The organism is Psychrilyobacter atlanticus DSM 19335, from assembly GCF_000426625.1.
Taxonomy (GTDB): domain Bacteria; phylum Fusobacteriota; class Fusobacteriia; order Fusobacteriales; family Fusobacteriaceae; genus Psychrilyobacter; species Psychrilyobacter atlanticus.
Window position 1 is genome coordinate 404,775 of record NZ_KE384547.1, and the last position, 25,983, is coordinate 430,757.

27 protein-coding genes are annotated in these 25,983 nt (G+C 32.6%); 25 read left to right on the forward strand and 2 right to left on the reverse strand.

What is annotated here, in order from left to right:
• Positions 1–7 precede the first annotated feature (7 nt).
• The 7 genes from rbsA (at position 8) to K337_RS0102390 (ending at position 6,317) form a co-directional block, all read left to right on the forward strand.
• The gene (rbsA, locus tag K337_RS0102365; protein ID WP_028855163.1) at positions 8–1,513 is read left to right on the forward strand and encodes a ribose ABC transporter ATP-binding protein RbsA; all 1,506 of its coding nucleotides are present in this window, start codon (positions 8–10) and stop codon (positions 1,511–1,513) included.
• On the forward strand, positions 1,503–2,474 hold the full coding sequence (gene rbsC / locus K337_RS0102370) for a ribose ABC transporter permease (protein WP_051251569.1): 972 nt from the start codon (positions 1,503–1,505) through the stop codon (positions 2,472–2,474). Before rbsA ends, rbsC begins: the two co-directional genes overlap by 11 nt.
• A 15-nt stretch (positions 2,475–2,489) precedes the next feature.
• Positions 2,490–3,362 carry a ribose ABC transporter substrate-binding protein RbsB gene (gene rbsB / locus K337_RS0102375; RefSeq protein ID WP_028855165.1) on the forward strand — a complete coding sequence of 291 codons (873 nt, stop codon included), beginning with the start codon at positions 2,490–2,492 and terminating at the stop codon, positions 3,360–3,362.
• Between the two features lie 361 nt (positions 3,363–3,723).
• Positions 3,724–4,365, forward strand: a complete 642-nt coding sequence (fsa, locus tag K337_RS0102380; protein ID WP_028855166.1) for a fructose-6-phosphate aldolase — start codon at positions 3,724–3,726, stop codon at positions 4,363–4,365.
• A gap of 21 nt (positions 4,366–4,386) precedes the next feature.
• A complete protein-coding gene (locus K337_RS20340) occupies positions 4,387–4,515 on the forward strand; it encodes a hypothetical protein (protein ID WP_281168322.1) in 129 nt (42 codons plus the stop codon).
• 23 nt (positions 4,516–4,538) lie between these two features.
• The gene (locus K337_RS0102385; RefSeq protein ID WP_028855167.1) at positions 4,539–5,372 is read left to right on the forward strand and encodes a transketolase; all 834 of its coding nucleotides are present in this window, start codon (positions 4,539–4,541) and stop codon (positions 5,370–5,372) included.
• A 15-nt stretch (positions 5,373–5,387) separates the two neighbouring features.
• Positions 5,388–6,317 carry a transketolase family protein gene (locus K337_RS0102390; RefSeq protein WP_028855168.1) on the forward strand — a complete coding sequence of 310 codons (930 nt, stop codon included), beginning with the start codon at positions 5,388–5,390 and terminating at the stop codon, positions 6,315–6,317.
• A 61-nt stretch (positions 6,318–6,378) separates the two neighbouring features.
• Here K337_RS0102390 and K337_RS0102395 read toward each other — a convergent pair whose 3' ends face one another.
• A complete protein-coding gene (locus K337_RS0102395) occupies positions 6,379–7,596 on the reverse strand; it encodes an amidohydrolase family protein (RefSeq protein WP_028855169.1) in 1,218 nt (405 codons plus the stop codon).
• Between the two features lie 130 nt (positions 7,597–7,726).
• A complete protein-coding gene (locus tag K337_RS0102400; RefSeq protein WP_028855170.1) occupies positions 7,727–10,714 on the reverse strand; it encodes an insulinase family protein in 2,988 nt (995 codons plus the stop codon).
• A 144-nt stretch (positions 10,715–10,858) separates the two neighbouring features.
• Between K337_RS0102400 and K337_RS0102405 the strand changes: the two genes are divergently transcribed.
• From K337_RS0102405 to atpG, 18 genes are all read left to right on the forward strand, one after another.
• Positions 10,859–11,677, forward strand: coding sequence for an N-acetylmuramoyl-L-alanine amidase (locus K337_RS0102405; protein ID WP_245584861.1), 819 nt, complete (start codon positions 10,859–10,861; stop codon positions 11,675–11,677).
• A gap of 101 nt (positions 11,678–11,778) precedes the next feature.
• Positions 11,779–12,828 (forward strand): signal peptidase I, encoded by a 1,050-nt coding sequence (gene lepB / locus K337_RS0102410; RefSeq protein ID WP_342663210.1) that lies wholly within the window; start codon positions 11,779–11,781, stop codon positions 12,826–12,828.
• Between the two features lie 15 nt (positions 12,829–12,843).
• Positions 12,844–13,887 carry an acyltransferase family protein gene (locus K337_RS0102415; protein ID WP_028855173.1) on the forward strand — a complete coding sequence of 348 codons (1,044 nt, stop codon included), beginning with the start codon at positions 12,844–12,846 and terminating at the stop codon, positions 13,885–13,887.
• A gap of 6 nt (positions 13,888–13,893) precedes the next feature.
• Positions 13,894–14,334, forward strand: coding sequence for a ribosomal protein S18-alanine N-acetyltransferase (rimI, locus tag K337_RS0102420; RefSeq protein ID WP_028855174.1), 441 nt, complete (start codon positions 13,894–13,896; stop codon positions 14,332–14,334).
• Between the two features lie 67 nt (positions 14,335–14,401).
• The gene (locus K337_RS0102425) at positions 14,402–14,845 is read left to right on the forward strand and encodes a hypothetical protein (protein ID WP_028855175.1); all 444 of its coding nucleotides are present in this window, start codon (positions 14,402–14,404) and stop codon (positions 14,843–14,845) included.
• Positions 14,846–14,858: 13 nt separating this feature from the next.
• Positions 14,859–16,301, forward strand: a complete 1,443-nt coding sequence (gene purB, locus K337_RS0102430; protein WP_425414006.1) for an adenylosuccinate lyase — start codon at positions 14,859–14,861, stop codon at positions 16,299–16,301.
• Between the two features lie 2 nt (positions 16,302–16,303).
• The gene (locus tag K337_RS0102435; protein WP_028855177.1) at positions 16,304–16,834 is read left to right on the forward strand and encodes a Gx transporter family protein; all 531 of its coding nucleotides are present in this window, start codon (positions 16,304–16,306) and stop codon (positions 16,832–16,834) included.
• 59 nt (positions 16,835–16,893) lie between these two features.
• A complete protein-coding gene (gene glmM / locus K337_RS0102440; protein ID WP_037029084.1) occupies positions 16,894–18,258 on the forward strand; it encodes a phosphoglucosamine mutase in 1,365 nt (454 codons plus the stop codon).
• Between the two features lie 80 nt (positions 18,259–18,338).
• Positions 18,339–19,046 (forward strand): class I SAM-dependent DNA methyltransferase, encoded by a 708-nt coding sequence (locus K337_RS0102445; RefSeq protein WP_028855179.1) that lies wholly within the window; start codon positions 18,339–18,341, stop codon positions 19,044–19,046.
• Positions 19,047–19,128: 82 nt separating this feature from the next.
• Positions 19,129–20,274, forward strand: a complete 1,146-nt coding sequence (locus tag K337_RS0102450) for an MFS transporter (RefSeq protein WP_028855180.1) — start codon at positions 19,129–19,131, stop codon at positions 20,272–20,274.
• Between the two features lie 311 nt (positions 20,275–20,585).
• Complete coding sequence (locus K337_RS0102455) at positions 20,586–20,795, forward strand: AtpZ/AtpI family protein (protein WP_051251570.1); 210 nt, start codon at positions 20,586–20,588, stop codon at positions 20,793–20,795.
• 101 nt (positions 20,796–20,896) lie between these two features.
• Positions 20,897–21,274 (forward strand): ATP synthase subunit I, encoded by a 378-nt coding sequence (locus K337_RS0102460; protein ID WP_028855182.1) that lies wholly within the window; start codon positions 20,897–20,899, stop codon positions 21,272–21,274.
• A gap of 113 nt (positions 21,275–21,387) precedes the next feature.
• Positions 21,388–22,176, forward strand: a complete 789-nt coding sequence (gene atpB / locus K337_RS0102465) for a F0F1 ATP synthase subunit A (protein ID WP_028855183.1) — start codon at positions 21,388–21,390, stop codon at positions 22,174–22,176.
• A gap of 46 nt (positions 22,177–22,222) precedes the next feature.
• Complete coding sequence (atpE, locus tag K337_RS0102470) at positions 22,223–22,492, forward strand: ATP synthase F0 subunit C (protein ID WP_028855184.1); 270 nt, start codon at positions 22,223–22,225, stop codon at positions 22,490–22,492.
• Between the two features lie 60 nt (positions 22,493–22,552).
• Positions 22,553–23,059 (forward strand): F0F1 ATP synthase subunit B, encoded by a 507-nt coding sequence (atpF, locus tag K337_RS0102475; RefSeq protein ID WP_156877295.1) that lies wholly within the window; start codon positions 22,553–22,555, stop codon positions 23,057–23,059.
• Positions 23,056–23,580: an ATP synthase F1 subunit delta gene (gene atpH / locus K337_RS0102480; protein WP_028855186.1), complete on the forward strand. Its 525-nt coding sequence runs from the start codon at positions 23,056–23,058 to the stop codon at positions 23,578–23,580. The genes atpF and atpH overlap by 4 nt, the downstream gene beginning before the upstream one ends.
• Before the next feature lie 18 nt (positions 23,581–23,598).
• Positions 23,599–25,101 (forward strand): F0F1 ATP synthase subunit alpha, encoded by a 1,503-nt coding sequence (gene atpA / locus K337_RS0102485; protein WP_028855187.1) that lies wholly within the window; start codon positions 23,599–23,601, stop codon positions 25,099–25,101.
• A 13-nt stretch (positions 25,102–25,114) separates the two neighbouring features.
• Positions 25,115–25,969, forward strand: coding sequence for an ATP synthase F1 subunit gamma (gene atpG, locus K337_RS0102490; protein WP_028855188.1), 855 nt, complete (start codon positions 25,115–25,117; stop codon positions 25,967–25,969).
• Positions 25,970–25,983: the final 14 nt, after the last annotated feature.

Sequence of the window (25,983 nt, forward strand, 5' to 3'; positions counted from 1 at the left end):
AAAATATATGGAAAAAATATTAGAAATTTCAGGAATAATTAAAGATTTTCCAGGGGTAAGAGCATTGGATGGAGCCAAACTAAACGTATATCAAGGAAAGGTAATGGCCTTACTTGGTGAAAATGGTGCAGGAAAATCAACTATGATGAAAATAATGACAGGGATATACAAAAGGGATGCAGGAATCATTAAACACAATGGTAAAGAAGTAGAATTTAATGGGCCCAAAGAATCTCAAGATGCAGGGATATCCATAATTCATCAGGAATTAAACTTAATAGATCATCTTTCCATAGCAGAAAATATTTTTTTAGGAAGGGAATTGACTAAAAATTTCAGAATAGACTGGGATATGATGTTCGACGAGGCAGATATAATCTTGAAGAAATTAAATCTAGGATATTCATCTAGAGAATTGGTAGGAAAACTAAGTATTGGAGAGAAACAGATGATAGAGATAGCAAAAGCTCTCTCTCAGAATGCTAAAATAATAGTTATGGACGAGCCTACAGATGCTCTTACAGACACCGAAACAGAGAGTTTGTTCAATGTAATTAAGGAGTTAGTAGCTGAAAATAAAAGTATAGTATATATCTCTCACAGGTTAAAAGAGATATTTGAAATATGTGACTATGCTACGATTATGAGAGATGGAAAGTTTATAGATGAAGCTGTAGTAGCGGATATAACTGAAGATCACATAATCGAAAAGATGGTAGGAAGAAAATTAAAAGATCAATTTCCTAGGATAGAAACTGAATTAGGAGATGTATCTTTAAAAGTAGAAGACTTGAATGGTGAAGAGACAAAAAAAATTAATTTTTCCCTTCAAAGAGGAGAAATATTAGGGATAGCAGGTCTTATGGGAGCTGGTAGAACAGAGTTAGCAAAGACCATCTATGGATGTTTCAAAAAAACAAGTGGTCAAATCTATATAGATGGAGAAAAAGTAGAGATTAATTCAGCTCAGGAAGCACTAAAAAACAGGATAGCCTATGTCTCAGAAGATAGAAAAGGAGACGGATTGTTACTGGGACTTTCTGTAAAAGAAAATATGAGTTTGTCTTCCCTGTTAAAGTTTGAAAATGCATATAAAAAAATAGATGAAAAAAAAGAAAAGATAGAAGTAAAAGAATTTATATCGAAATTTAATATAAAGACTCCTACAATGGATCAACTTATAAAAAATCTAAGTGGGGGGAATCAGCAGAAAGTAGCCATAGCTAAGGCACTTATGACTAACCCGAAAATATTAATTTTGGATGAACCCACAAGGGGAGTGGATGTAGGAGCTAAGAAAGAGATATATGATCTCATAAATGAGTTTAAACATCAAGGGATGAGTATAATTATAATTTCCTCTGAAATGCCGGAAATATTAGGCCTCAGTGACAGAATAATGGTGATGTATGACAAAACTATTACAGGGACATTCAGCAGAGAAGAAGCCACACAGGAAAAGATAATGAAGTGTGCTATAGGTGTTATGAAGGAGGAGATAGATGAAAACTAGTACAGTATTAGATGGTGCAATAATTAAAAAAGAAAATAAATTGTTAAAAAATAAACCTTTGGTAGGTCTGATTATATTTGGAGTGATAGTTTCGATATTAAATCCTAGATTCTTATCGACGGCGAACTTACTGAATATACTCCGACAGACATCTATAAATGCAATAATAGCAGCGGGGATGACCTTTGTAATATTAACAGGGGGAATAGATCTTTCAGTAGGATCTATTTTGGCTATCTGTGGGGCAGTATCTGCCAGTATGTTAGCTGGGGGAGTCAACGGTTATATAGTTTTAATAATAACTATAATATTAGGAACTATATTAGGAGCAATCAGTGGAAGTTTTATAAGTTATGGGAAATTACAGGCTTTTATAACAACCTTGGTAGCTATGACATTACTTAGAGGTGCAACTTTAGTATTTACAGATGGAAAACCAATTTCTATGGGATTTGGAGATAACGCACTCTTGTTTGATACCATAGGTGGAGGATATTTCTTTGGGATTCCAGTACCTATATATATTATGATAGCAGTATTTGCAGTGTGTAATTATGTTTTAAAAAATACAAAATTTGGTAGGTATGTTTTTGCCGTAGGTGGAAATGAAGAAGCTACTAAATTATCTGGAATAAACGTAGAAAAATTAAAAGTTAAAGTGTATGCTATAAGTGGTGGATTAGCTGCCCTAGCAGGAATCATAATTACATCTAGGTTGGGATCAGCTCAGCCTACAGCAGGAACAGGGTATGAACTAGATGCCATTGCAGCAGTAGTATTAGGAGGGACTTCGCTTTCTGGAGGAATAGGAAGTATATCAGGAACTATAACAGGGGCACTGATCATAGGAGTCTTAGGAAATGCATTAAATTTATTGGATGTATCTTCGTATTATCAGATGATGATAAAAGCGATAGTTATATTAGCAGCAGTTTTAATTGATAGAAAAACACATAAATAAAAAGGGGGCTAAAAAATGAAAAAAACATTAAAATTATTGGTTGTAGGACTTTGTATTGGAATGATGTCAACTGTAGCTTTTGCTAAGGGAAAGGTAGGACTAGTGGTATCTACTTTAAATAATCCTTTCTTTGTAGATCTAAAAGAGGGAGCACAGGATGAAGCGAAAAAACTAGATATGGAACTTATAGTTTTAGATTCTCAAAATGACCCAGCTAAAGAATTATCAAATGTAGAAGATCTTATTGTAAGGGGAGTAGATGTAATATTAATCAATCCTACAGATTCAGATGCAGTGTATAGAGCAGTAAGAAATGCTAATAGATCAAAAGTACCTGTAGTAACTTTAGACAGAGGTGCAAACAGAGGAAACGTAGTTACACATATTGCATCAGATAATGCAGCTGGAGGAAAAATGGCTGGTGAATTTATCTTAGAAAAGTTAGGTAAAAATGCTAAAATAGTTGAATTAGAAGGAATTCCAGGAACAACTGCAGCAAGAGACAGAGGAAAAGGATTTAATGATGTTGCTAAAGGAAACTTAGATGTAGTAGGTAGACAAGCTGCTGACTTTGATAGAACTAAGGGACTTAATGTAATGGAAAACATGATTCAAGCTCAGCCAAAAATAGACGGTGTATTTGCTCATAATGATGAGATGGCTTTAGGAGCACTAAGAGCTATTGGAAACAATAAAAATATATTAGTAGTAGGATTTGATGCTACTGATGACGCTGTAAAATCAGTAAAAAAAGGTGAGATGGCAGCAACTGTAGCTCAACAGCCTAAATTAATCGGATCTCAAGGGGTAGAAACAGCAAATAAGATAATAAATGGAGAAAAAACTCCTAAGTTTATCCCAGTAGAGTTAAAGTTAATCACAAAATAATAAGATTAGATAGGATGGGGAGGAAGAAATTTCTTCCCATTTACTCTATTAAAAGAGGTGTATTTTATGTTATTAGAGGTAACCATAAAGAAATTTTTCTATATACTAATAAAATAATAATACGCTAGAAAAATAAATTCACACCTATTTTTAGGACAAAAGGCATATTTATAACTTATAGATTGTAGTAAAATAACTTATAAGATCAAAGGTTTTATTTGGGCATAAATTGTAGGAAATTAATGAAAAAATAAGTATATTTCCTTATGTATAATTTAGGGTTAGGATACTTATGATTTTAAACTTAATTATCAGCTATTAAAATATGTTTGTAAAAGCAAACATCCAAGGGGGAATAAAATTGAAAATATTTATCGACACGGCAAATGTGGCAGACATAAAAAAAGCTAATGATATGGGTGTTATTTGTGGGGTAACTACAAATCCATCACTTATTGCAAAAGAAGGAAGAGTATTTAAAGAGGTTGTAACAGAGATAACATCTATTGTAGATGGGCCTATAAGTGCAGAAGTAATCTCACTAGAAGCTCCTAAGATGTTAGAAGAAGCTAAAGAGCTAATCAAAATTCATCCAAATATTACAATCAAGTTACCTATGACTATAGAGGGATTAAAAGCTTGTTCTGCACTATCTAAAAAGGGAATAAAAACTAATGTAACTCTAATTTTTACTCCTAACCAGGCACTATTAGCAGCTAGAGCAGGAGCAACATTTGTATCACCATTCTTAGGAAGATTAGATGACATTGGTGTAGATGGAATCGAATTAATCAGAGAGATTGTACAAATATTTAGTGTGCACAATATAAAATCAGAAATAATTGCTGCAAGTATCAGAAATCCATTGCATGCAAAGGAAGCAGCTAAAGCAGGAGCACATATTGGAACTATGCCACTTGGTGTAATTGAAAAAATGACTCAACATCCATTAACAGATGCAGGAATAGCTAAATTCTTAGCTGACTGGGAAGGGGTAAAATAAATAAATTGAATTATAGTATGGATGGCAGAGTTAGCGCTGGATTTTAAGTTTAAAATTCAAGATTCTGAACTCTATACTATTTTTTATAACTTGACAATAACTAGTATATTACATATAATGTTGTTAGAAAAAACAAATAATGTACACTAATTTTTATTTAAAAAGGAGTTAAAATGGCAGATATCAAGATGTTAACGGAAAAAGCTACACAGATAAGAAAAGATATTGTGACTATGATTTGTAAATCAAAATCAGGACATCCAGGGGGATCTTTATCGGCAGCGGATATAGTGAGTGCACTATACTTCAATGAAATGAACGTTGATCCAAAAAATCCAAAGATGGCAGACAGAGATAGATTCGTTTTATCAAAGGGACATGCAGCACCAGTATTATATGCAGCATTAGCAGAGAAGGGATATTTTGATAGAGAGTTATTAGGAACACTTAGAAAATTTGGATCACCTTTACAAGGGCATCCGGATATGAAAAAATTACCAGGAGTAGATATCTCAACAGGTTCATTAGGACAAGGGTTATCAGTAGCAAATGGTATGGCATTATCAGCAAAATTAGATGATAAATCATATAGAGTATATGCGTTATTAGGAGATGGAGAAGTACAAGAAGGTCAAGTATGGGAAGCAGCTATGACTGCAGCTCACTATAACCTTGACAATGTATGTGCATTCTTAGACTCTAATAACTTACAAATAGATGGAAATGTAGATAAAGTAATGGGTGTTGAACCATTAGATGAAAAATGGAGAGCATTTGGATGGAATGTAATCGTAATAGATGGTCATAACTTCGAGGAGATATTAGGAGCTTTAGAAGCTGCTAAGGCTCATAAAGGTCAACCTACAATGGTTATAGCTAAAACTACTAAGGGTAAGGGTATCTCGTTTATGGAAAACGTATGTGGATTCCATGGAGTAGCTCCTACATCTGAAGAAACAGACAAAGCATTAGAAGAATTAAGTCACGTAGAATGTTGTAATAACTAATAGGAGGCCAAAAAAATGAGTAAAAAAGCTACAAGACAAGCTTACGGAGAAGCGTTAGCTGAATTAGGAAGAATAAATAAAGATGTAGTGGTTTTAGAGGCAGACTTATCTAAATCTACAAAGACTGCAATATTTCAATCTGAATTCCCTGAAAGACATTTCAATGTAGGAATTGCAGAAGCAGATTTAATGGCTACAGCAGCAGGATTCGCAACTACTGGAAAGGTAGCATTTGCTTCTACATTTGCAATGTTCGCAGCAGGAAGAGGATTCGAACAAATTAGAAATACTATAGCATATCCAAAATTAAATGTTAAAATAGCTCCAACTCATGCAGGAATCTCTGTAGGAGAAGACGGAGGATCACACCAATCTGTAGAAGATATGTCTCTTATGAGATCTATCCCAGGAATGGTAGTATTATGTCCTGCAGATGCAGAAGAAACAAGACAAATGGTATTCGCAGCAGCAGAATACGATGGTCCTGTATACCTTAGATCTGGAAGATTAGATACTGAAGATATCTATAAAGACACTGATTATAAATTTGAGATTGGAATAGCTGATACTTTAAAAGAAGGAACAGATGTTACAATTGCAGCTACAGGAATGTTAGTTCATGAAGCTATGGAAGCAGCAAAGACATTAGAAGCAGAAGGGATCTCAGTTAGAGTAATCAATGTTTCTACAATTAAGCCATTAGACGGTCCTACTATCTTAAAAGCAGCACAAGAGACAAAGTTTATTGTAACTTGTGAAGAGCATTCAGTAATAGGAGGATTAGGAGGAGCTATCTCTGAATTCTTAGGAGAAACTCACCCTACTCTTATCAAGAAATTAGGAATCTATGATCAATTTGGTCAATCTGGAACAGGTAACCAATTATTAGACGAATACGGATTAAGGGCAAAAGATATAGTAGCTAAAGTAAAAGAAAATATGTAATCATGTAAAAAGCTGTGGAAAATTCCACAGCTTTTTTTTATCTTATAGAAGGAAGCTATAGCTATTTTAAATTTAAAAACTCTTTAGGGTTATTCATAACAAGATTTTCTAAAAACTCTTTTTTATGGAGGTCACTTATATTTGCTGACTTAACTACCTTTTCAAATTTATTGAAGTAATTTTTATAATGTGCCTCATAACAAACATCGGATAAAACCATGGGAACGTCGGAACCCCACAGGAGTTTATCACTGAGTCTAAATTCTCCCTCAATAAATTTACCTTTATAATCAAATTCAATAACTTTTTTCAAATTACTGGAAAAATCATTTAATTTATTTTTTCCATAACTATATGCTGATATATCAGAATATGTGTTTGGGTATTTTTGAAGTAATTTAATTATGGTATAGGTCCATGAATTTTTATCTATACCTCCAACCCATATTTTTAAAGGATCAAGCATGTCTTCTACTCCATCTTCCCCACCAAAATGAGCAAAGTTTACCTTCAAATTTTTGAGTTCCGGATTATCGTTGAAAAGTTTCAGCCAATTTAAAGGGTTCGTATAATTTTTAATCTCTTTTTTTGTACTGTTGCCTCCATAACTTCCTTCTTGGCAGTGGACGGTAATGGGGATATCTTTTTCAACACACCATCTATAAAATTTTAAATATCTTTCTCTATTTTCTGCTGGATAAGGGTTGAACCCCATTGGAGGATATAATTTAATCCCCAAGATACTTCCGTTTTTAATTTCTTTTATAGTAGTATTTTTTTGGGGAGCAAAGCCATAATTTTTCCATAAATTTTGTATTTGCTGCAATCCATCTGCTAAGATTAATTTTCTGAGGTCAAATCCTATAAACGGGCAGATTTTAATTTTTAATTTGGATGATGATTTATCAATTGCATCTATCAATCTTTTAGTCTGGGCTTCTAAATTAGAAAAATTATCTTCATCCTCTTTTACAGAATCAAAATCTATGATTAAAGGGGTTATCAATATATCGGTATCACCGCCGGTTAGATCTAATAGATGGGTTTCAAATTTAAATATACTGTCTTTTAAACTTCTTTCAAAAAATTTAATGAAATCTTTCTTTTTCTCTATCTCCTTGATTTTGCTGGTTCCGTACAATGCACCGGCTAAAGGTACAGCAGTTCCTAAAAAAAGCTTTGAAAAAGTATTGAAATTTACCTTTCCTTGGATCGTTTCGTATAATGGAATATCAACGATATTAAATATATGGCAATGACTATCGATAAATTCTTTCATGATGACAACCTCCTCAAATAAAAAGTATAACAGCACCTAATTAATTATGCTTTAAAAAGATTGAAAAATCAAAATTAAAAAAAGCTGCGGAATTTTCCACAGCTTTTTTAGTTTTGATTCTTAACTTACCTTATTTTATCTCCTCAAATTCGATGATTTTATCGAAATGAGAATTACTTCCTTTTTCTTTTATGATATTTTCATTGTTTACAGTAGAATAATGTTTTTGCTCACTAAACTTAGTCATTATCTCGATAAATTCTGGAATATCTTTCTTAGAAGTAGATAAAACTTCTGCTTTTTCCCTCTCCATATCTTCTAAACTTATATCATAAAGATAGTGGGTGTATGAAAGGTTCATAAGGGTATCAGGAGTATAGGCCTGATAGTATTTCGCCATACTTTTCAAGATAAACCCGTCAAACTTTTCTTGTTTTATATTCAGCTCACCTTTTAAATAATTAGGTATTTCTTTGTAAGTATCGATAGTTTTATCCACTTCACCATCTCTGTAAGACGAAGCTACGATATCCCTGTTTAATGTGATATAGAACCAGGCACCATAGGCACCATTTTGCACTCTGATTTTGTTGTTTAAATATTCATTGATCATATTAGACATGATCTTATATTTTCCGTTGTACTCATAACCCATGTCTACCAGGTTATTACCCCAAGAGGTAGATCCATTCTGAGCTGGGACTGTAATGGCTAGATTAGAATTTTCTAACTTTCCATAACTTTCTTTTTCAATAGGTATATCTTTCATCTTACTTAAAAGAGGTGTAATGTCTTTTTTAAAGTTTTGATAGTTGCCCCTATTAGCATAAAAGATAAGTAAGTTATGTTTATTGAATATTTTTTCTCTGATATTTTTCATATCTTTCTGTAGTTGTAGGAAATTTTCATCATAATTTTCTAAAATTTTATTTAATTTAGTCAGCATAGGAGGGTAGACATAATAACCTCTTCCACCAAAATTAACTTCCTCATCTAAATAATAGTTATAGTTTGGATTGATCATAGACATAGCTTTTATTACCGACATCCTGTTGATGACATTGGCATCTGAAGAGCTGGTTAAGATTGAGTCACGGAGACCCTCTAATCTTTTTTTGATCTCTAATTTATTATCAAAATTTCCTTCTAAGAATATATTTTCCAGTGTATTGTATACTTCTGTATTGTCGTCCTGAAGATATTCAAAATTAATTACAAATCTTCTAGAGATATTGTCGTTATCCAAAAGAGAAGTCCTGTTGTTTAAACCAAGTTTGAAAAAATATTTAGTTAAATTATTTGAGATCTCCTCAAAGGAAAAGTCTTTGGTACTACTGGTTGTCATCAGATATGAAAATAACTCCGAGTCTAGTTTTTCAGATTGATCTAAACCGCTGGCATCGAACTTTAAAGAAACTAAGTTAATATCATAGGTATTGATATCGTTGTCTACAAATGTGACTCCATCTACAGATTCTTCACTTCTTTTTACAGTAGGAATTTCAGAGTCAGAAAGGTCATTTAATTTCACACTAGGGATAGAATCGATAATTTTTTTATCCACAGGTTCCTTTGACCAGGCATTGAATTTTTTAATCTCACTATTTAAATCTTCTAATTCTTTATTGTTTAGACTTTTTTCAAATTCACTCAATTTTTCTTTTTCTATGGTTTCATTTTCAGCTAAAAGATCTTCGTTTGGAGTGAAGAAAATCTCCAATTTATTGGTATTATTTATGAAGTATTCCCCTATTAATTGTTTAATTTTTTCAGGATTATTAGCCAAATCTTCCAATATTTTTATCTTATCATCAGAGATGAATAGATATGGTTTGTCATAATAAAAATAACTTGTAGCTATACTGGTTGTGAGATCCGAGGCTCTTTCTTTAGAATATTGAGACTTAGCCAGTTGTTTTTTATAGTCTCTTAGAGCTAGTTCAACTATCTCAGGGTCTATTCCTGTTTTAGCGATCTCCTTCATCTTAGCGTCCATCAATTTCCTAAATTTAGCAACCTCTTCTTTTTTTGCACCTTGGATAAGGTAATATCCTCTTGGTTGGATAGTATTATCATTATACAGGCCAAAACTACCGCTGAACTTTTCATCTACAAATAGTTTTTTTAGTGGTGAGATCTCATAGTCGGCCAAAAGAGATGTTATAAACATAAGTTCTGGTAGAGAAGTCTTAGGTTTCATAAGGGTTCCATAGATATAGATGTTTGGGGATCCTTTAGGAGCAGGATAACTCTCGTTATGAAATTCATCCTTTAATTTTGTATTTTGAGTTTCAATTTCAGCTACCTCTGTTTTGTCATATTGGCTGTAGTATTCATCTAATTTAGCCAATGTTTTCTTTATATCCTGTTTTCCTGCTAAAACCACAACTGAATTAGAAGGAGTATAGTATTTTTCATGAGTTTTTCTTAGGTGATCTAGGTCTAGATTTGGAATACTATTAGGTAACCCTCCAGAAGAAAACCTGTAGTTTGCCATCTCATCTGGATACATCAATCTATTCATTCTAAAAGATAGGTTTCTATATGGATTGGAAAAAGCTCCCTTCATCTCGTTGTAAACTATCCCATTTATGATTAGTTCACCGTTATTTGGATTTCTATCATATCTCCATCCCTCTCTTTTTAAGGTGTTTTCATCTTCTAATACCAATGGATTGAAAACTGCATCTAAATAGATATCCATCAAATTATCAAAAGATTTTGGTTCCACTGCGGAGAACGGATAAACTGTATAGTCCTGACCGGTCATGGCATTTAAAAATGACGGGATATTTTTCGTATCCAGTTCATAGAATAAATTTTTATCCGGGTATTTTTTTGAACCCTGCAAAACAGCGTGTTCAAATACGTGATTTACTCCACTGTCATCCACTACGGGAGTTTTAAATGCAATACCAAAAACTTTTTCAGGAGATTGGTCGTCTAAATAAATAACGTGAGCACCTGTTTTTATATGTTCATAGGTATAACTTGTAGCTCCTAAATTTTTGATTTCTCTCGTTTCAATAATTTTAAATATCTCTTTTTCTTTTTCGACTTCTTTCTTACCGCAAGAGATAAGGAAAGAAAGGGTCATAAGTATCATGATTAATTTCATAGTGCCTCCATATATATATGTTTTTTAGAATCACTAGAAGTTTACACTATATTGAATGTAATAACAAATATTTAGAGATGATATTAGAAAATAGAGTATAATGAAGTTAAGATAAATAAAAAATAGTTATAAGGAGGTAAATTAATGATGAGAATAATATTACTGATAGCAGGAGCACTTATGTTTACTTCTTGTTACAATATAGATAACAAGAGTTATAAGGCAACAGGGTACAATGAGAGGGTGAGGTTTATAATACTTCATTATACTGCCATAGATACAGACAGATCCATTAGAGCGCTGACTCAGGGAAAAGTAAGTTCCCATTATTTGGTAACAGATAAAAGATGGGACTCCATATATCAATTAGTACCCCTTGAAAAAAGAGCATGGCATGCAGGTATAAGTGAATTTGGAGGTAGAACCAACTTAAATGACAGTTCTATAGGGATAGAGATAGTTAATAAAGGGTACAAGAAAACAGTTGTAGATTTAGATACGGAAAGTGAAGTTAAAAATATAGCTAACAGAGAATTTTATCCCTACGAGGATTACCAAATAAAAAAAATAGGAAGACTTCTCCAAGATTTGGTAAAGGAATATAAGATATCTCCTAAAAATATATTGGGACATTCAGATATAGCACCTACAAGAAAACAAGATCCGGGACCAATGTTTCCATGGGAGGAGTTGTATAGAAAGTATGGTGTAGGAGCTTGGTATGAGATGGAAGATTTTCATAAATTTTATGATGAAAAATTGTACGGGAAATATAGTGAAGCAGATATTCAGATGGAACTTAGAAGGTATGGTTATGGAATTAAAATAAGCGGAGAAAATGATGGAGAAACTATAAAGGTTATAGGAGCTTTTCAAGCTCATTTCAGACCGGCTAGAGTGACGGGAGAGATGGATTTAGAGACCTTTGCAATTTTAAAAGCACTCAATAAAAAGTATAGTTAATAGAAGGTAAAAGATGGTGGTAAATAAAATAAATTATATAAGATGTTCTCATTAATGGGCATGTTTGTAATTGGAACTAAAAAATAATCTATGGAAATTAGGTGTTGAATTCAATTATGGTCAGCATCGTTAGTTTTCGAGGTTTTTATTCGTGGAAAAAAAATGATAAATATGGTAGAATATGCAGATATTATAAGGAATTTAGAGGAGGATTAGGGGCTTATATGGAAACTAATAAATTGATAATAAACGGGATATTTTATGTGATACTTACGACTTTTTTTATTTTCTTATGGTTAAAAGAAAAAAAAGTAGTGGCACAGATAAGAGTTTACAGGGATAGGTTTTCAGAATCTATAATTAAAAAATTAAATATAAAGTCTAAATATGGAAAAATAGGGATAAAAAAAACTGTTAACTTTACTGAGGCAATAGGATCAGCGTTAATCTTGGTACTTATAATTCAAAAATTTTATTTAGGAAATTTTTTAGTGCCAACAGGGTCTATGATCCCGACTATCGTTCCAAAAGATAGATTGTTTGGAAACATGGTGATATATAAATTCACCGAGCCTTCAAGGGAAGACATAATCGTATTCAAAGAACCTGTAGAAAATAAGGTTTTATACACAAAGAGACTAATGGGGCTCCCAGGGGAGACTGTAGAGATCTATGGAGAAAAACTGGTAATAGACGGGAAACAGGTGTCTGACAGAAGATACTCTAATTTAGGACAGTTGGATTATAACCAGTGGATAGTTCCTAAAAAAGGGGATGAATTGACTATAATTCCTATGGAGAATTATAGTGAAGAATTTAAACAAAATAATGTGAAAATAGCTGAAGTTCAAAAATATCTGTTGGATAAACCTGGGGCACTGGCTCAGGTATTACCAAATGTAGATTTTTATATAAATGGAAAAAAAACAGGGATGATATTGGATTATATCCATGATGAAGAGGTATTAAACAAATTGTTATCTGGAGAAACTGTAGAAACTATAATACCTGAGGATTATTTCTTAGCACTAGGAGATAATACCGACGGAAGTTCTGATTCTAGATTTTGGGGATTTGTAGCCCAGCACAGGATTGAGGGGAAAGCTTTTGTAAGATTTTGGCCATTGAATAGAATCGGATTGTTAAAGTAAAAAAGAGGTGAGAGAGTGTTTTTAAACTCTATAAATTATTTTAGAGGAATAGCTATATTTATAATTGTTTTAGGACATAGTTATTGGCTGGCAGGATTTGAAGCGACTACAGGGGCAGAAAAAACCTTTGAAGCTATAGCTACTGGGGGGACAGCATTATTTGTCTTTGTATCTGGATTTATGTTCCATCATGTTTTTTATAAGAGAACATTTGACTACAAAAAATTCCTGATGAACAAGGGAAAAAATGTAGTACTACCTTATTTAATCATGTCTAGTTATGTAATTTACAAAGCTGTATTTATTAAAGGAAGTTATTTGAATTTAAAAAATATAGGAATAGAGATAAATAATAAAATTACTGCAATTTTATTTTATTATGGAACAGGTTACCATATGATAGCCTACTGGTATATACCTTTTGCAATCTTATTATTTGTAGCTTCTCCAATCTATCTGAGATATATAAAATTAAGTAATAAAACACAAATTATATTGGTAGTGGCAGGGATAATTTTATCAAGTTTTATCCACAGGCCGACTAACAATTTTAATACCTTACAGTCACTTATTTATTTTTCACCGATCTATGTAATGGGGATTTGGTCATCTATAAATAAGGGGATTATTTATGAAAAACTAAAGGGTAAGGAGATATGGCTGGCTATGGGATTTTTAGCTCTAGGTTATTTCCAGGGGGTAGTGCTCGATCATCCATATAATTATCAAAAAACAATTTTTGAATATAATGGAATAGATCTAACGATCTATCAAAAGGTATTTATGATCTATTTCTTGATGATCTTACTTCATAGATTAGAAAATAAAAAAATATGGATATTGGACTTTATGGCTAAGTATAGTTTTGCAGTGTTTTTTATCCATGGGTACCTCCTTATGAATGGTATGGAGTTAAAGAAAATTCTGGGATTAAATTTTCAGAGCGGGATATTAGGTCTATTAATAATTGCTTTTGTGATAACCATGGGGTCGTGTTTTATAGCTTCTCTCATAAAAAGAATTTTGCCCAAGCATAGTAGAAAATTAATAGGAGCATGATAAAAAATGACAGATATAAGAGAGATAGAAGAGAACGAATTGATGGACCTTTTTGATATAGAGCAAATTTCCTTTAAAAATAGTTATAGGATCTCAACTTTGGCTGATATGTATGGAAAACCATCTTATAAATTTCTCGGGATATTCAATAGAAACAGGCTGGCAGGTTATATTATATTACTTGATAGTATAGATATATATGAGGTGGTAAAGATAGCTATTTCTCCTATTTATAGAGGGAGAGGACTGGGAAAAAAACTCCTCACGTCTGTCTTGGAAAATTTGGATAAGAACCTGATGTTAGAGGTAAGAGTATCCAATGAAACGGCGATCAACCTGTATGAAGGTCTGGGGTTTAAAAAGATCAATATCCGAAAGGGATATTATGGAGATACAGGGGAAGACGGTATAGTTTATCTGTTTGAAACTTCTTTTTCTTGCAATTAAGGAAGAGAAAATGTAGTGTGTTTTAGAATTTTTTCCTGATGTAGGAAAGGTGGCAAAAGAGGGGTTTATGGAATATAAATTTATTGAAGACAAAGGCATAATAGAATTTGCAGAAAAACATCTGCATCTTTCATATTCTGCCGAAAAAGAGGTAGGAGAATTTTTTAAGGAATTAAAAAATATAAAGGGTATAAATTTTTTAGAATTTATAGAAAAAATGGAGATAGAATTAAACAATAACAGAAAACACGACACGATGAAATTTTTAAAAATCATAAGGGAGTATAGAAATCCTGTCATGACTAAAGCTATGAACAAAGTTAAGGGATTATCAAATTCAATAAAAAATAAGGGATTGGTAGTGGGTGTTCCTAAAAATTTAGAGGGAGATACACTGACTTTAACTTGGACAATAAAATCTGCAGAAGATGTGGAAAAAATAGTATCTCATTTGGAAAAAAAGAAGGAAGATATAAAGAGTTTAATAACTACCATAAAATGTGGTGGATAAAATATATTAGGAGATGAAGAGAATAATGATGAATGTATATTCAAACCCGTTAGTAGAGAGATATGGATCTAAAGAGATGTTAGAAAACTTTTCACCGAATAAGAAATTTTCAAGCTGGAGAAGGCTTTGGATTGCCTTGGCAGAATCAGAAAAAGAATTAGGATTGAACATAACCGATGAACAAATAGCAGAGATGAAAAAATATGTGAACGATATCAACTATGATGTTGCAGCTAAGAGAGAATTAGAGGTAAGACATGATGTAATGGCTCATGTGCATGCATTTGGTGTACAAGCACCTTCAGCAGCACCAATTATCCATTTAGGAGCGACTTCTGCTTACGTTGGAGACAACACAGATTTAATTCAAATAAAAGATGGATACGAGATCTTAAAGAAGAAATTTGTAAATGTATTTAAAAATATGTCTGATTTCGCAATGGAATACAAAGATCTTCCTACCCTTGGATTTACACATTTCCAAGCTGCACAACTTACTACAGTAGGAAAGAGAACTACATTATGGTTACAAAGTTTAATGTTAGATTTCGAAGAGTTAGAATTCAGAATGGAAAATATGAGATTTAGAGGAGTGAAGGGAACAACTGGAACTCAGGCTAGTTTCGAAGAATTATTCAACGGAGATTATGACAAGGTAAAACAGCTTGATATCATGGTTTCTAAAAAATTAGGTTTCGATAGAAGATTTATGGTAACAGGTCAAACTTACGATAGAAAGATAGATTCAGAAACATTGAATTTATTGTCTAATATAGCTCAAACGGCTCATAAATTAACTAACGATATCAGATTATTACAACACTTAAAAGAGATAGAGGAACCATTTGGAAAGAAACAAATCGGATCTTCAGCTATGGCATATAAGAGAAACCCAATGAGAAGTGAGAGAGTATCATCACTAGCAAAATTCGTAATAGCTATGCAACAAAGTACCGCTATGACATCTGCGACTCAATGGTTTGAAAGAACATTAGATGACTCAGCAAACAAGAGATTATCTGTACCACAGGCGTTTTTAGCAGTGGATTCAATGTTAGTAATTTTACAAAATATCTTTGATGGAATGGTAGTATATCCAAAGATGATAGAAAAAAGAATCATGTCTGAATTACCGTTCATGGCAACTGAATACGTTATCATGGAAGGTGTAAAAAATGGTGGAGATAGACAGGAATTACATGAAAGAATAAGAGAACACTCTATGGAAGCAGGAAAGCAAGTTAAGATAGAAGGTAAGGAGAATGACCTTATTGATAGAATCTTAGCTGATGAATACTTCAATATAGATAAAGAAGAATTAGTGAAAATCTTAGATCCAAAGAGATTTGTAGGATTTGCTCCTCAACAAACAGTGGAATTTATAGAGGAAGAGATCAATCCAATCATAAAAAAATATGAGCACTTACTTGGAATGGAAGCTGGCTTAAGAGTATAGTTGTGAAAAGAAATAAAAAAAACGAAAATAAAAAAAGAGAGCTTTATTTAGTAGCCTTTGTGCTGCTAGCTCTCTATTTTTCGTTATTCGAAACTATAATTCCAAAACCCTTTCCATGGATGAAATTGGGGTTAGCTAATTTAGCTACGATAATAGTTTTAGTAAAATTTGGAAAAAAGATGGCCTTTGAGGTTTTGTTTTTAAGGATACTCATCCAAGGGATGATGATAGGGACCCTTTTTACCCCAGGATTTTTTATAAGTTTGACATCAGGGGTAATAAGTACAGGAGCCATGTGTTTTCTATATAGTCTAAAAAAACATATAAGTCTTGTGGCAATAAGTATTTTTTCAGCCCTCACCCATAATATAGTACAATTGATAGTGGTATATTTCCTTCTATTTCGAAATACCGATATTATGGGAAGGTCCATATTGATATTTGTGATGATATTTTTGGGGATAGGAGTGGTATCTGGAGGAGTTATAGGAGTTATAGCCAGTAGATTGAAATTGAGACCTTCTAATTTATAGAGGGATATTCATAAATTACTCATATAGGAAAATAAGGGTAAAATATAGGGGGATACGAGATGCAAAAGAGAAAATATTTTGGAACAGATGGGATAAGGGGAGAAGCCAATAGGGAACTAACGGTGGATATAGCCATGAGATTGGGTTATGCCCTGGCTTATTATTTAAAGAAAAAAAATCCTGATAAAAAAAAGATAGATGTAGTTATCGGAAGTGATACTAGAATATCTGGATACATGTTAAGATCAGCTCTGATGGCAGGGTTATCTTCAATGGGTGTTCATATTACATATGTAGGAGTGTTACCAACTCCAGGTGTAGCATATCTTACCCAGGCAAAATCAGCTGACGCAGGAATAATGATCTCAGCTTCTCATAATCCGGCTAAAGATAACGGGATAAAGATATTTAGAAGCAATGGTACGAAATTACCAGATGAGATAGAGTTAGAATTAGAAGATTTAATGGACAGTTATGAGGAAATTTCAAAGGAATGTGTAGCAGGGGATAAAGTTGGTAAAGTTCTAATGGAAGATGACGATTATTTTTTATATAGAGATTTTTTATTGTCTACTATAAAGGGAGATTTTTCAGGGATGAAGATAATCTTAGATTCAGCTAATGGAGCAGCATTTAAATTAGCCAGATCGATATTTTCTAGATTAGGAGCAGAGATAGTATCTATAAATGACCTGCCTAATGGAACGAATATAAACGTGAAGTGCGGATCTACTCATCCAGAAATTTTAGCTAAAGTTGTAGTTGGGTACAGTGCAGATCTAGGACTAGCCTATGATGGAGATGCTGATAGATTGATGGCAGTAGATAAATTTGGAAATATAATAGATGGAGACAAGATCATATCTATATTAGCTTTAAATTTAAAAGAAAAAGATGAGTTAAACAATAATAAAGTAGTGACTACTGTTATGAGTAATATGGGGTTTGAAAAATATCTTGAAAACAAAGGGATTACTTTAGTGAGAGCTAATGTAGGAGACAGATATGTGATAGCTAAGATGAAAGAACAGGGATTAAATCTTGGAGGAGAACAATCAGGTCATATAATAATGTCAGACTACAATACTACAGGAGATGGAATTTTAGTATCTCTAAAATTAGTAGAAGCACTACGTGACTGTGGAAAATCTATAGATGAATTGGTATCTGGTATAGTTGACTGGCCGCAAATTTTAATCAATGTAAGGGTAGAAAATTCTAAGAAAAATACTTGGAATGAAAATAATGCAATAAAAGAGATTATAAGGATAAAGGAAAAAGAGATGGACGGGTTAGGAAGAGTATTAGTTAGAACTTCTGGAACAGAACCGTTAGTAAGGGTAATGGTAGAAGGAAAAGATAAAACTCAAGTAGATTCAGTGGCAGCTGAGATAGCAGATGTAGTAAAAAAAGAATTAGGATAATTAAATAAAAAGAGGTTCTTTATAAGGGTCTCTTTTTATCTAAAATCACCTAAAAATTATAAAAACAGAGGATGATGAGTATGTATAAAAATTTTTCCAAAGTATACGATATAATGATGGAATACGCAGATTATGATGGATGGAAGAATATCATCGAAGAAAAAATAGAACGGTATGGAGATTCTCCTAAAACTATCTTAGATTTAGGGTGTGGAACTGGAGAAGTGCTTCTTAGATTGCTTCCTGATTATGAGATGACAGGAGTAGATCTATCTAAAGAGATGGTGGAAATAGCCAACAGGAAGATAGATTCAGCATCATTTTATGTGCAGGATATGAGGGAATTAAAATTGGATAAAAAACATGATGTGGTTATCTCTCTTTTTGATACCGTAAACCATCTAATATCTTTGGAAGGGCTGAAAAAAACTTTTTCTAGTGTATGGGAAAACCTAAGTGAAGATGGACTATATATATTTGATGTAGTTACTAGAGAACTGATGGAAGAGATGTTTCCAGGAGGGAACTTTATAGATGATAGGGGAGATATAATGATCATCTGGGAACATGAAGAAGATATAGAGGAAGGGATAGATTACGTAGATACAACTTTCTTCGTGAAACAAAAAAATGGGATGTTTAAAAAGATAACAGAGGAATATGTGAAGAAGATATTTACTGTAGATGAGATTATAAATACAGCTAAAGAAGTAGGGTTCCAAGTGGTAGAAGTAGAAGAGAACTCTGAATTAGCAGGAGAAAGAATATTCTTTACTCTTAAAAAATAAAATTATTAAAAATTGGTAAAGATTTTGGCTATTATCTGCATTATATTGTTAGGTTTTAGTCTGCATCAAAAAGGGAGAAAAAATGGAAAAGAATAGAAAAAATATCATGGTGATATCATATATCATGTTTGCGTATATGGGGATAGCTTTTTTATCTCAAGGGTCTTTAAAGTTAGAGATGGCAGAAAGTTTTGGGATAACTACCTCAAAATTACAATACTTATTCACGGTATTTTCAACGGCAAGTATGATTACAGTGATTGCCAATAAGGTGTTTTTAGATATAGTCCCATTGAAATTAGAGGTTATTTTATCTAGTTTATTTATATTGGTTGGAACATTTTTTATGATTTTAACAAAAAATGTAAATATATTTATGATGGGTTTAATACTATCAGGTTTAGGAATAGGAGTATACATATCTTTGGCTAGTTATCTGATTATAAATACGTTTACTGAAGATAGAAATGGGAAACTTAATTTTTTGCATTTTTCATATTCTATAAGTGCAGTATTGACTCCTATTATAGCAGCGACACTCATTGGAATCAGTCTGAGCTGGAATATGGTATACATGACTCTTCTTACTTTGGTAGCTGTAATTATTTTCTTGGCTCTAAGAACAGATTTTAGTAGCGTTACCCATGAAAAAGATGAAAAAAATGAATCTCAGCCAGCTAAATGGGATTTTAAGGTGTATTTATCGGCAGCGATGCTTTTTTTATATGTTTTTACAGAGATGATATTTTCATATTGGATAGTTGAATACATGGTAAATAAAGGAGCATATGGAGGAGAAGCTAAGATCTCACTTTCTATATTCTGGTTATTTATAGCAGGTGGAAGACTAATAGCAGGGAAATTAGGTCATAAATTTACAGTGATTAATATGGTAATAACTCTATTATCTATAGCCTTGATATCTTATTTTACTCTGATGCTGGTTCAAGGAATTTGGGTAACCTATATATTTGTAGGTCTTTTGGGATTTGGATTTTCAAGTTTATATCCGTCTATCATCGCTTTAGGAACTGAGGGAAGGAAAAGTATAAGCCCTAGTTTGATGACCTTTATAATGACATCGGGGTCTGTAGGAGGGATAATATATTCTCCGATCTCTGGATGGGTAAGTAGTAACTTTAATGTAATGTTAACTATGGGAATAGGAATAATAACGACTATATTGATGCTATCTATATCACTTTTTTTAAAAATCAAGAAAAAATAACTACTGAAAATTAAGGACAATAGGTCTAAAAAAATGAGTGCAAAGAGTAAAAATGTTTACATTTTACACATTATATGATAAGATTTTTAGTGAAATTAATAACTTTGAAAATTTATATGTGTATCGAATGTAATAAAAACGTATGGAAAAGCAAAAAAAAGTATAAACTTAAGGATAAATTAAGAATACAAATGAAAAAACAATACTAATGTATTATTATATCAAGGATGGTTTAAATATATACCCCTTGACACAACCGACCAGCAGGTAGTAAAGTATTTATATGAAAATCTCAGTGGGAGGATATGGATATGGGCAGCAAAAATGACATATTTTATTACTTATCTTTATTGACTCAATTGGGGTTCACTATAATATTTAGTATTTTGATATGTATTTTTATCTATAAAGTAATTGCAAAATTTATAGGTGAAAATATATTTTTATTTGTTTTTTTTATAATATTAGGTGTTGTAGGGGGATTTTATAACGCTTATAAACTGATAATGAAAAAGAAATGACTTTGTTTTAAGTTTAATTTGAGTGTGTAAAAGATTGACTTTATAGTAGAAAATAGAGTAAATTTATAAAAGGGAAAATAAATGAAAAACGAGGTATGATTATGGGAAAAGAATTGAAGATACTCATAAGAAACAGTGTGATAACATCTGCACTGATACTTATATATGGGATAGTAACTTGGGATAAATTAGTGCTACTGGCTGTGTTTGGCGGCTCTTTAGTTTCGCTTTTGACTTTGTACATGACCATAAGGGACGCAGAAGTTTCGGTACATAGTTCAAATGCTAACAAATTAACAATATTAGGATATACCAAAAGGTATTTTATATATGGAATATTTTTATTTTTAATGGCTAAATTCATCGGGTTTAGTGGTATTGTAATGGGAGGAATGGGACTTTTAAATGTTAAGTTCAACATATTATTATTTGGTGTTAATGGATTTATAAATAAATTGAAACACAGACTAAAAAATTAACTTCATGAAAGGAGGGTAGTTTTACTATGAGTAAGAAACCAATGAGTTTTAAAGTCTTTGCAGGGGTAGCAATAGTCGTAGCAGTAGTTATAAACTTTGTATTAAAAGTTGCTGTGAAAGCTGGAGCTGTAAGCGTGATTACGCCGCCACTAGTTGAAGGACCGAAGGTAGTATTTTTTATACCGACTCCTCATAATTTTTCGTTCGCTATGGAAATGGCAAATGGGGGATATGGGATTCCAGTAACAATTACGGTTGTAACAACATGGGCATTGATAGCTTTATTTTTCCTATTTTTCAATTGGGGATTAAAGAATCTTGAGATGGTACCAGGGAAAAAACAAGCATTTTTCGAAACATTGTATGATGTATATGATAGTTTAGTAACACAAATGTTTGGTAAAAGAGGAAAGGAATTTGTAGTTTATATATCAGCTTTAATAAGTTTTATAGCTATATCTAATATTACATCATTTTTTCCAATTCCAGGATTCAGTACAGTAAATGGACAATTTGTAATTTCACCATTACTTAGATCTCCATCGGCAGACATCAACACTACGTTAGGACTAGCACTTATTACAACATTTATGTTTATATATGTTGCTATTAAAGAAAATGGTATAAAAGGATATGTAGGAGGATTATGTGATCCAACACCAGTTATGTTACCGATGAATATAATCGGAGAATTAGCTAAACCAACTAATATATCTATGCGTTTGTTTGGAAATGCATTTGCAGGAATGGTTATCATGGGACTGTTATATATGGCAGCACCAGCAGTATTACCAGCACCATTACATCTATACTTTGACCTATTCCAAGGTCTGGTACAAAGTTTCGTATTTACCATGTTAACAATGGTATATATTCAAGGGTCAATGGCAACAGAAGATTAAGCAATAACAAAAATTATTTATAAAAAATTTCAGGAGGTAAAAAATTATGGATATGATGACAGCAAAAACAATAATATTAGCAGCTTCAGCTTTAGGTGCTGGGTTAGCAATGATCGCAGGATTAGGGCCAGGAATAGGAGAAGGTTACGCAGCAGGTAAAGCAGTAGAATCTGTAGCAAGACAACCAGAAGCTAAAGGAGATATCATCTCTACAATGGTAATGGGACAAGCAATATCAGAATCAACTGGTATCTACTCATTAGTAATCGCTTTAATATTATTATACGCAAATCCATTCATCGGATTATTAGGATAAACTAACCTGAATCTAATAGATAGGTTTTAGATTAAATTTCTAAGAGAGGAGGTAGTTAGTTTGAACGAGACAATCATGCCAGCAGTAGGTATAGATATTAATCTATTTTGGCAAATAATAAACTTTGTTATACTTATTTTTGTTTTCAAGAAATATTTTCATAAACCATTGAATGATTTCTTAGAAACAAGAAGAGAAAAAATAGCAGGAGAATTAACTCATGCTAAAAAGGATAGGGAATTAGCAGCTAGCTTAAATGAAGAAGCAGCTATGACAAGAAAAACAGCAAAATTAGAAGCTAACAAGATAATAACTGTGGCAGAAAAAAAGGCTGAAGAAAGAAAAGAACTTATTCTTAAGGAAACAAATGCTACTAGAGAAAAAATGATAGCAACAGCAGAAGCTGATATCGCTAAGATGAAATCTCAAGCTAGAAAAGAATTACAAGTTGAAGCTACTAAGTTAGCAGCGACATTAGCTGAAAAGATGATCAATGAAAAGATGAATAAAGAACTAGGAGGAAACTTACTAGACCAATTCATTGATGAGGTAGGGGATACTAAATGATAGGAGCTAAAGTAGGAAAAAGATATGCTGTAGCAATTTATGATATTGCTGCAGGAGAAAATAAAGTAACTGAAGTCTATGATACTCTTAATTCTATTATGGAAACATATTTAGAAAACTTAGAGTTTAAAAATTTAGTAGCTCATCCGCTGATTTCAAAAGAGGATAAGAAGAACTTTGTAAAAAAAGTATTTCCTAACTTTGATGAAGTTGAGATGGATATAGTAAATTACTTAATTGATAAAGATAGACTATTAGACATTAGATCTATTGTAGCAGAGTTTTTAAAGATCTATTATGAGAAAAATCAAATAGTAGATGTAGAAGCTACCTTTGCACTAGAACCTAATGAAGCACAAAAAGAAAATCTAATTAAAAAATTAGAGGCAAAAACAGGTAAAAAAATAAACTTAACTGTAAAGATAGACAGCTCTATTATCGCAGGTGGAATCCTTAAAATTGGGGACGAAATCACAGACGGTAGTATCAAGAGACAACTAGAAACTTTATGGAAAAAATAGTGGTAGGAGGTGTACTAGTTGAAAATTAGACCGGAAGAGATCAGTTCTATTATAAGAACTGAGATCGAAAATTATAAAAAATCTTTAGATATAAAAACTTCAGGATCTGTAGTAGAAGTTGGAGACGGAATTGCTAGAATATACGGTTTAAGCAATGCAAAAGCCGGAGAATTATTAGAATTTCCAAATGGTGTAAGAGGATTGGTTCAAAACCTTGAGGAAAATAACGTAGGTGCGGTACTTTTAGGAGACGCAACGGCAGTTAAAGAAGGGGATGAAGTAAGAGCTACAGGAGAAATAGCATCTGTTCCAGCAGGAGAGGCGTTATTAGGAAGAGTAGTAAATGCACTAGGAGATCCAATAGATGGTAAAGGTGAAATAAAAGCCGAAACTAGAATGAACATAGAAAAAAAAGCTACAGGTATCATTCAAAGAAAACCTGTACATGAGCCAATGCAAACTGGGATCAAGTCAATAGACGGAATGGTTCCAATCGGTAGAGGACAAAGAGAACTTATAATCGGAGATAGACAAACTGGTAAAACAGCAGTAGCTATCGACACAATTATAAATCAAAAAGGTACTGGAGTTAAGTGTGTTTACGTAGCAATAGGTCAAAAAAGATCGACTGTAGTAAATATAGTTAAAAAGTTAGAAGATGCAGGAGCTATGGATAACACTATCGTAGTAGCAGCAACAGCATCTGAGGCAGCTTCATTACAATACATTGCACCATATGCTGGTGTAGCAATGGCAGAATATTTCTCAGAAAAGGGAGAGCACGTTTTAATCATATATGATGATCTTACTAAACATGCCATCGCTTACAGAGAAATGTCATTACTATTAAAGAGACCACCAGGCAGAGAAGCATATCCTGGAGACGTTTTCTATCTACATAGTAGATTATTAGAGAGAGCGGCTAAGTTATCAGATGAGATGGGAGCTGGATCAATCACAGCATTACCAATCATCGAAACTCAAGCAGGAGACGTAGCAGCATATATCCCAACAAACGTAATCTCGATTACAGATGGGCAAATATTCTTAACTACTGACCTATTTAATGCAGGACAAAGACCAGCAGTTGACGCAGGAATATCTGTATCAAGAGTTGGGGGATCAGCTCAAATCAAAGCGATGAAGCAAGTAGCTTCTAAAGTTAAATTAGAGTTATCTCAATATAATGAAGTATTATCTTTCTCACAATTTGGTTCTGACCTGGATAAGGCAACTAAAGCTCAGTTAGAAAGAGGACATAGAATCATGGCAATGTTAAAGCAGGCTCAATATAGACCATATAAAGTAGAGGAGCAAGTAATCTCATTCTACGCTGTAACTAAGGGTCATTTAGATTCAGTTGCATTAGAAGATATCGGTAGATTTGAAAGTGATTTAATAGCTGATTTAAGAAATAATTCTACTGTTTTAAATGAAATAGCAGAAAAGCAAGCTTTAGACAAAGATTTAGAAGCTAAGATAGACAAGGCTATATCAGAATTTAAAGCAAATTTTAGTTAAGTGAGGTGAGATTGTGGCTGCGAATATTAAAGAAATAAAGAGCAGGATCAAAGGAGTACAATCTACCCATAAAATAACTAAGGCAATGGAAGTTGTTTCTTCTACAAAATTTAAGAGATACTCTAAATTAGTAGGAGAATCAAGACCTTATTCAGAAGCCATGGACGGAATATTACGTAATATTGCAACCGGTATAAAGAATGAGAAAAATTCTTTGTTTGATGGAAAAGCTGAAGTTAAGAAGATAGGAGTTGTACTTATGACTTCTGACAGAGGACTTTGTGGAGGATTTAATTCTCAAGCAAACAAAGCTCTTGAAAGACTAAAGGCAGAAAATCCAGATAAGAAAGTTTCAATAATTGCCGTGGGTAAAAAAGGTAGAGATTATTGTAAAAAAAGAGATTATGATTTAAAAGGTGAATATATCCAGTTAATTCCAGAAAGTATGTTTGATAAAGCTAAAGAGATCAGTGAGAATATTGTTGATTTTTATTTAGAAGATATATTTGATGAAGTTTACATCATATATTCAAAATTTGTTTCAGCTGTAAGCTCAGATCTTACGACTAAAAGACTTATTCCTATTGAAAAGGTAGAGAGTGAATCTAATGAGCCGTATATCTTTGAACCTTCAGCAGAATATATATTATCGACATTGTTACCTAAATATCTAAATATAGTATTATATCAATCTATATTGGATAATACGGCCAGTGAGCATGCAGCTAGAAAAACTGCCATGAAAAATGCAACTGACAATGCCGATGAATTAGTAGGAAGTTTAACTCTGCAATTTAACAGAGCTAGACAAGCTGCCATAACACAAGAAATTGCGGAAATCGTAAGTGGATCGTTGGCACAGCAATAATAATAAAAGAGGAG

Excerpts from the sequence above, each read along its gene's own strand:
- K337_RS20340 (WP_281168322.1), top strand. The coding sequence starts at position 4,387 with ATGGCAGAGTTAGCGCTGGATTTTAAGTTTAAAATTCAAGATTCTGAA.
- K337_RS0102390 (WP_028855168.1), top strand. The coding sequence starts at position 5,388 with ATGAGTAAAAAAGCTACAAGACAAGCTTACGGAGAAGCGTTAGCTGAA.
- K337_RS0102405 (WP_245584861.1), top strand. The coding sequence starts at position 10,859 with ATGATGAGAATAATATTACTGATAGCAGGAGCACTTATGTTTACTTCT.
- rbsA (WP_028855163.1), top strand. The coding sequence starts at position 8 with ATGGAAAAAATATTAGAAATTTCAGGAATAATTAAAGATTTTCCAGGG.
- K337_RS0102395 (WP_028855169.1), bottom strand. The coding sequence starts at position 7,596 with ATGAAAGAATTTATCGATAGTCATTGCCATATATTTAATATCGTTGAT.
- rbsC (WP_051251569.1), top strand. The coding sequence starts at position 1,503 with ATGAAAACTAGTACAGTATTAGATGGTGCAATAATTAAAAAAGAAAAT.
- atpH (WP_028855186.1), top strand. The coding sequence starts at position 23,056 with ATGATAGGAGCTAAAGTAGGAAAAAGATATGCTGTAGCAATTTATGAT.
- rimI (WP_028855174.1), top strand. The coding sequence starts at position 13,894 with ATGACAGATATAAGAGAGATAGAAGAGAACGAATTGATGGACCTTTTT.
- rbsB (WP_028855165.1), top strand. The coding sequence starts at position 2,490 with ATGAAAAAAACATTAAAATTATTGGTTGTAGGACTTTGTATTGGAATG.
- glmM (WP_037029084.1), top strand. The coding sequence starts at position 16,894 with ATGCAAAAGAGAAAATATTTTGGAACAGATGGGATAAGGGGAGAAGCC.
- K337_RS0102450 (WP_028855180.1), top strand. The coding sequence starts at position 19,129 with ATGGAAAAGAATAGAAAAAATATCATGGTGATATCATATATCATGTTT.
- atpE (WP_028855184.1), top strand. The coding sequence starts at position 22,223 with ATGGATATGATGACAGCAAAAACAATAATATTAGCAGCTTCAGCTTTA.
- K337_RS0102385 (WP_028855167.1), top strand. The coding sequence starts at position 4,539 with ATGGCAGATATCAAGATGTTAACGGAAAAAGCTACACAGATAAGAAAA.
- K337_RS0102460 (WP_028855182.1), top strand. The coding sequence starts at position 20,897 with ATGGGAAAAGAATTGAAGATACTCATAAGAAACAGTGTGATAACATCT.
- purB (WP_425414006.1), top strand. The coding sequence starts at position 14,859 with ATGAAGAGAATAATGATGAATGTATATTCAAACCCGTTAGTAGAGAGA.
- K337_RS0102400 (WP_028855170.1), bottom strand. The coding sequence starts at position 10,714 with ATGAAATTAATCATGATACTTATGACCCTTTCTTTCCTTATCTCTTGC.
- K337_RS0102425 (WP_028855175.1), top strand. The coding sequence starts at position 14,402 with ATGGAATATAAATTTATTGAAGACAAAGGCATAATAGAATTTGCAGAA.
- K337_RS0102445 (WP_028855179.1), top strand. The coding sequence starts at position 18,339 with ATGTATAAAAATTTTTCCAAAGTATACGATATAATGATGGAATACGCA.
- K337_RS0102455 (WP_051251570.1), top strand. The coding sequence starts at position 20,586 with ATGGGCAGCAAAAATGACATATTTTATTACTTATCTTTATTGACTCAA.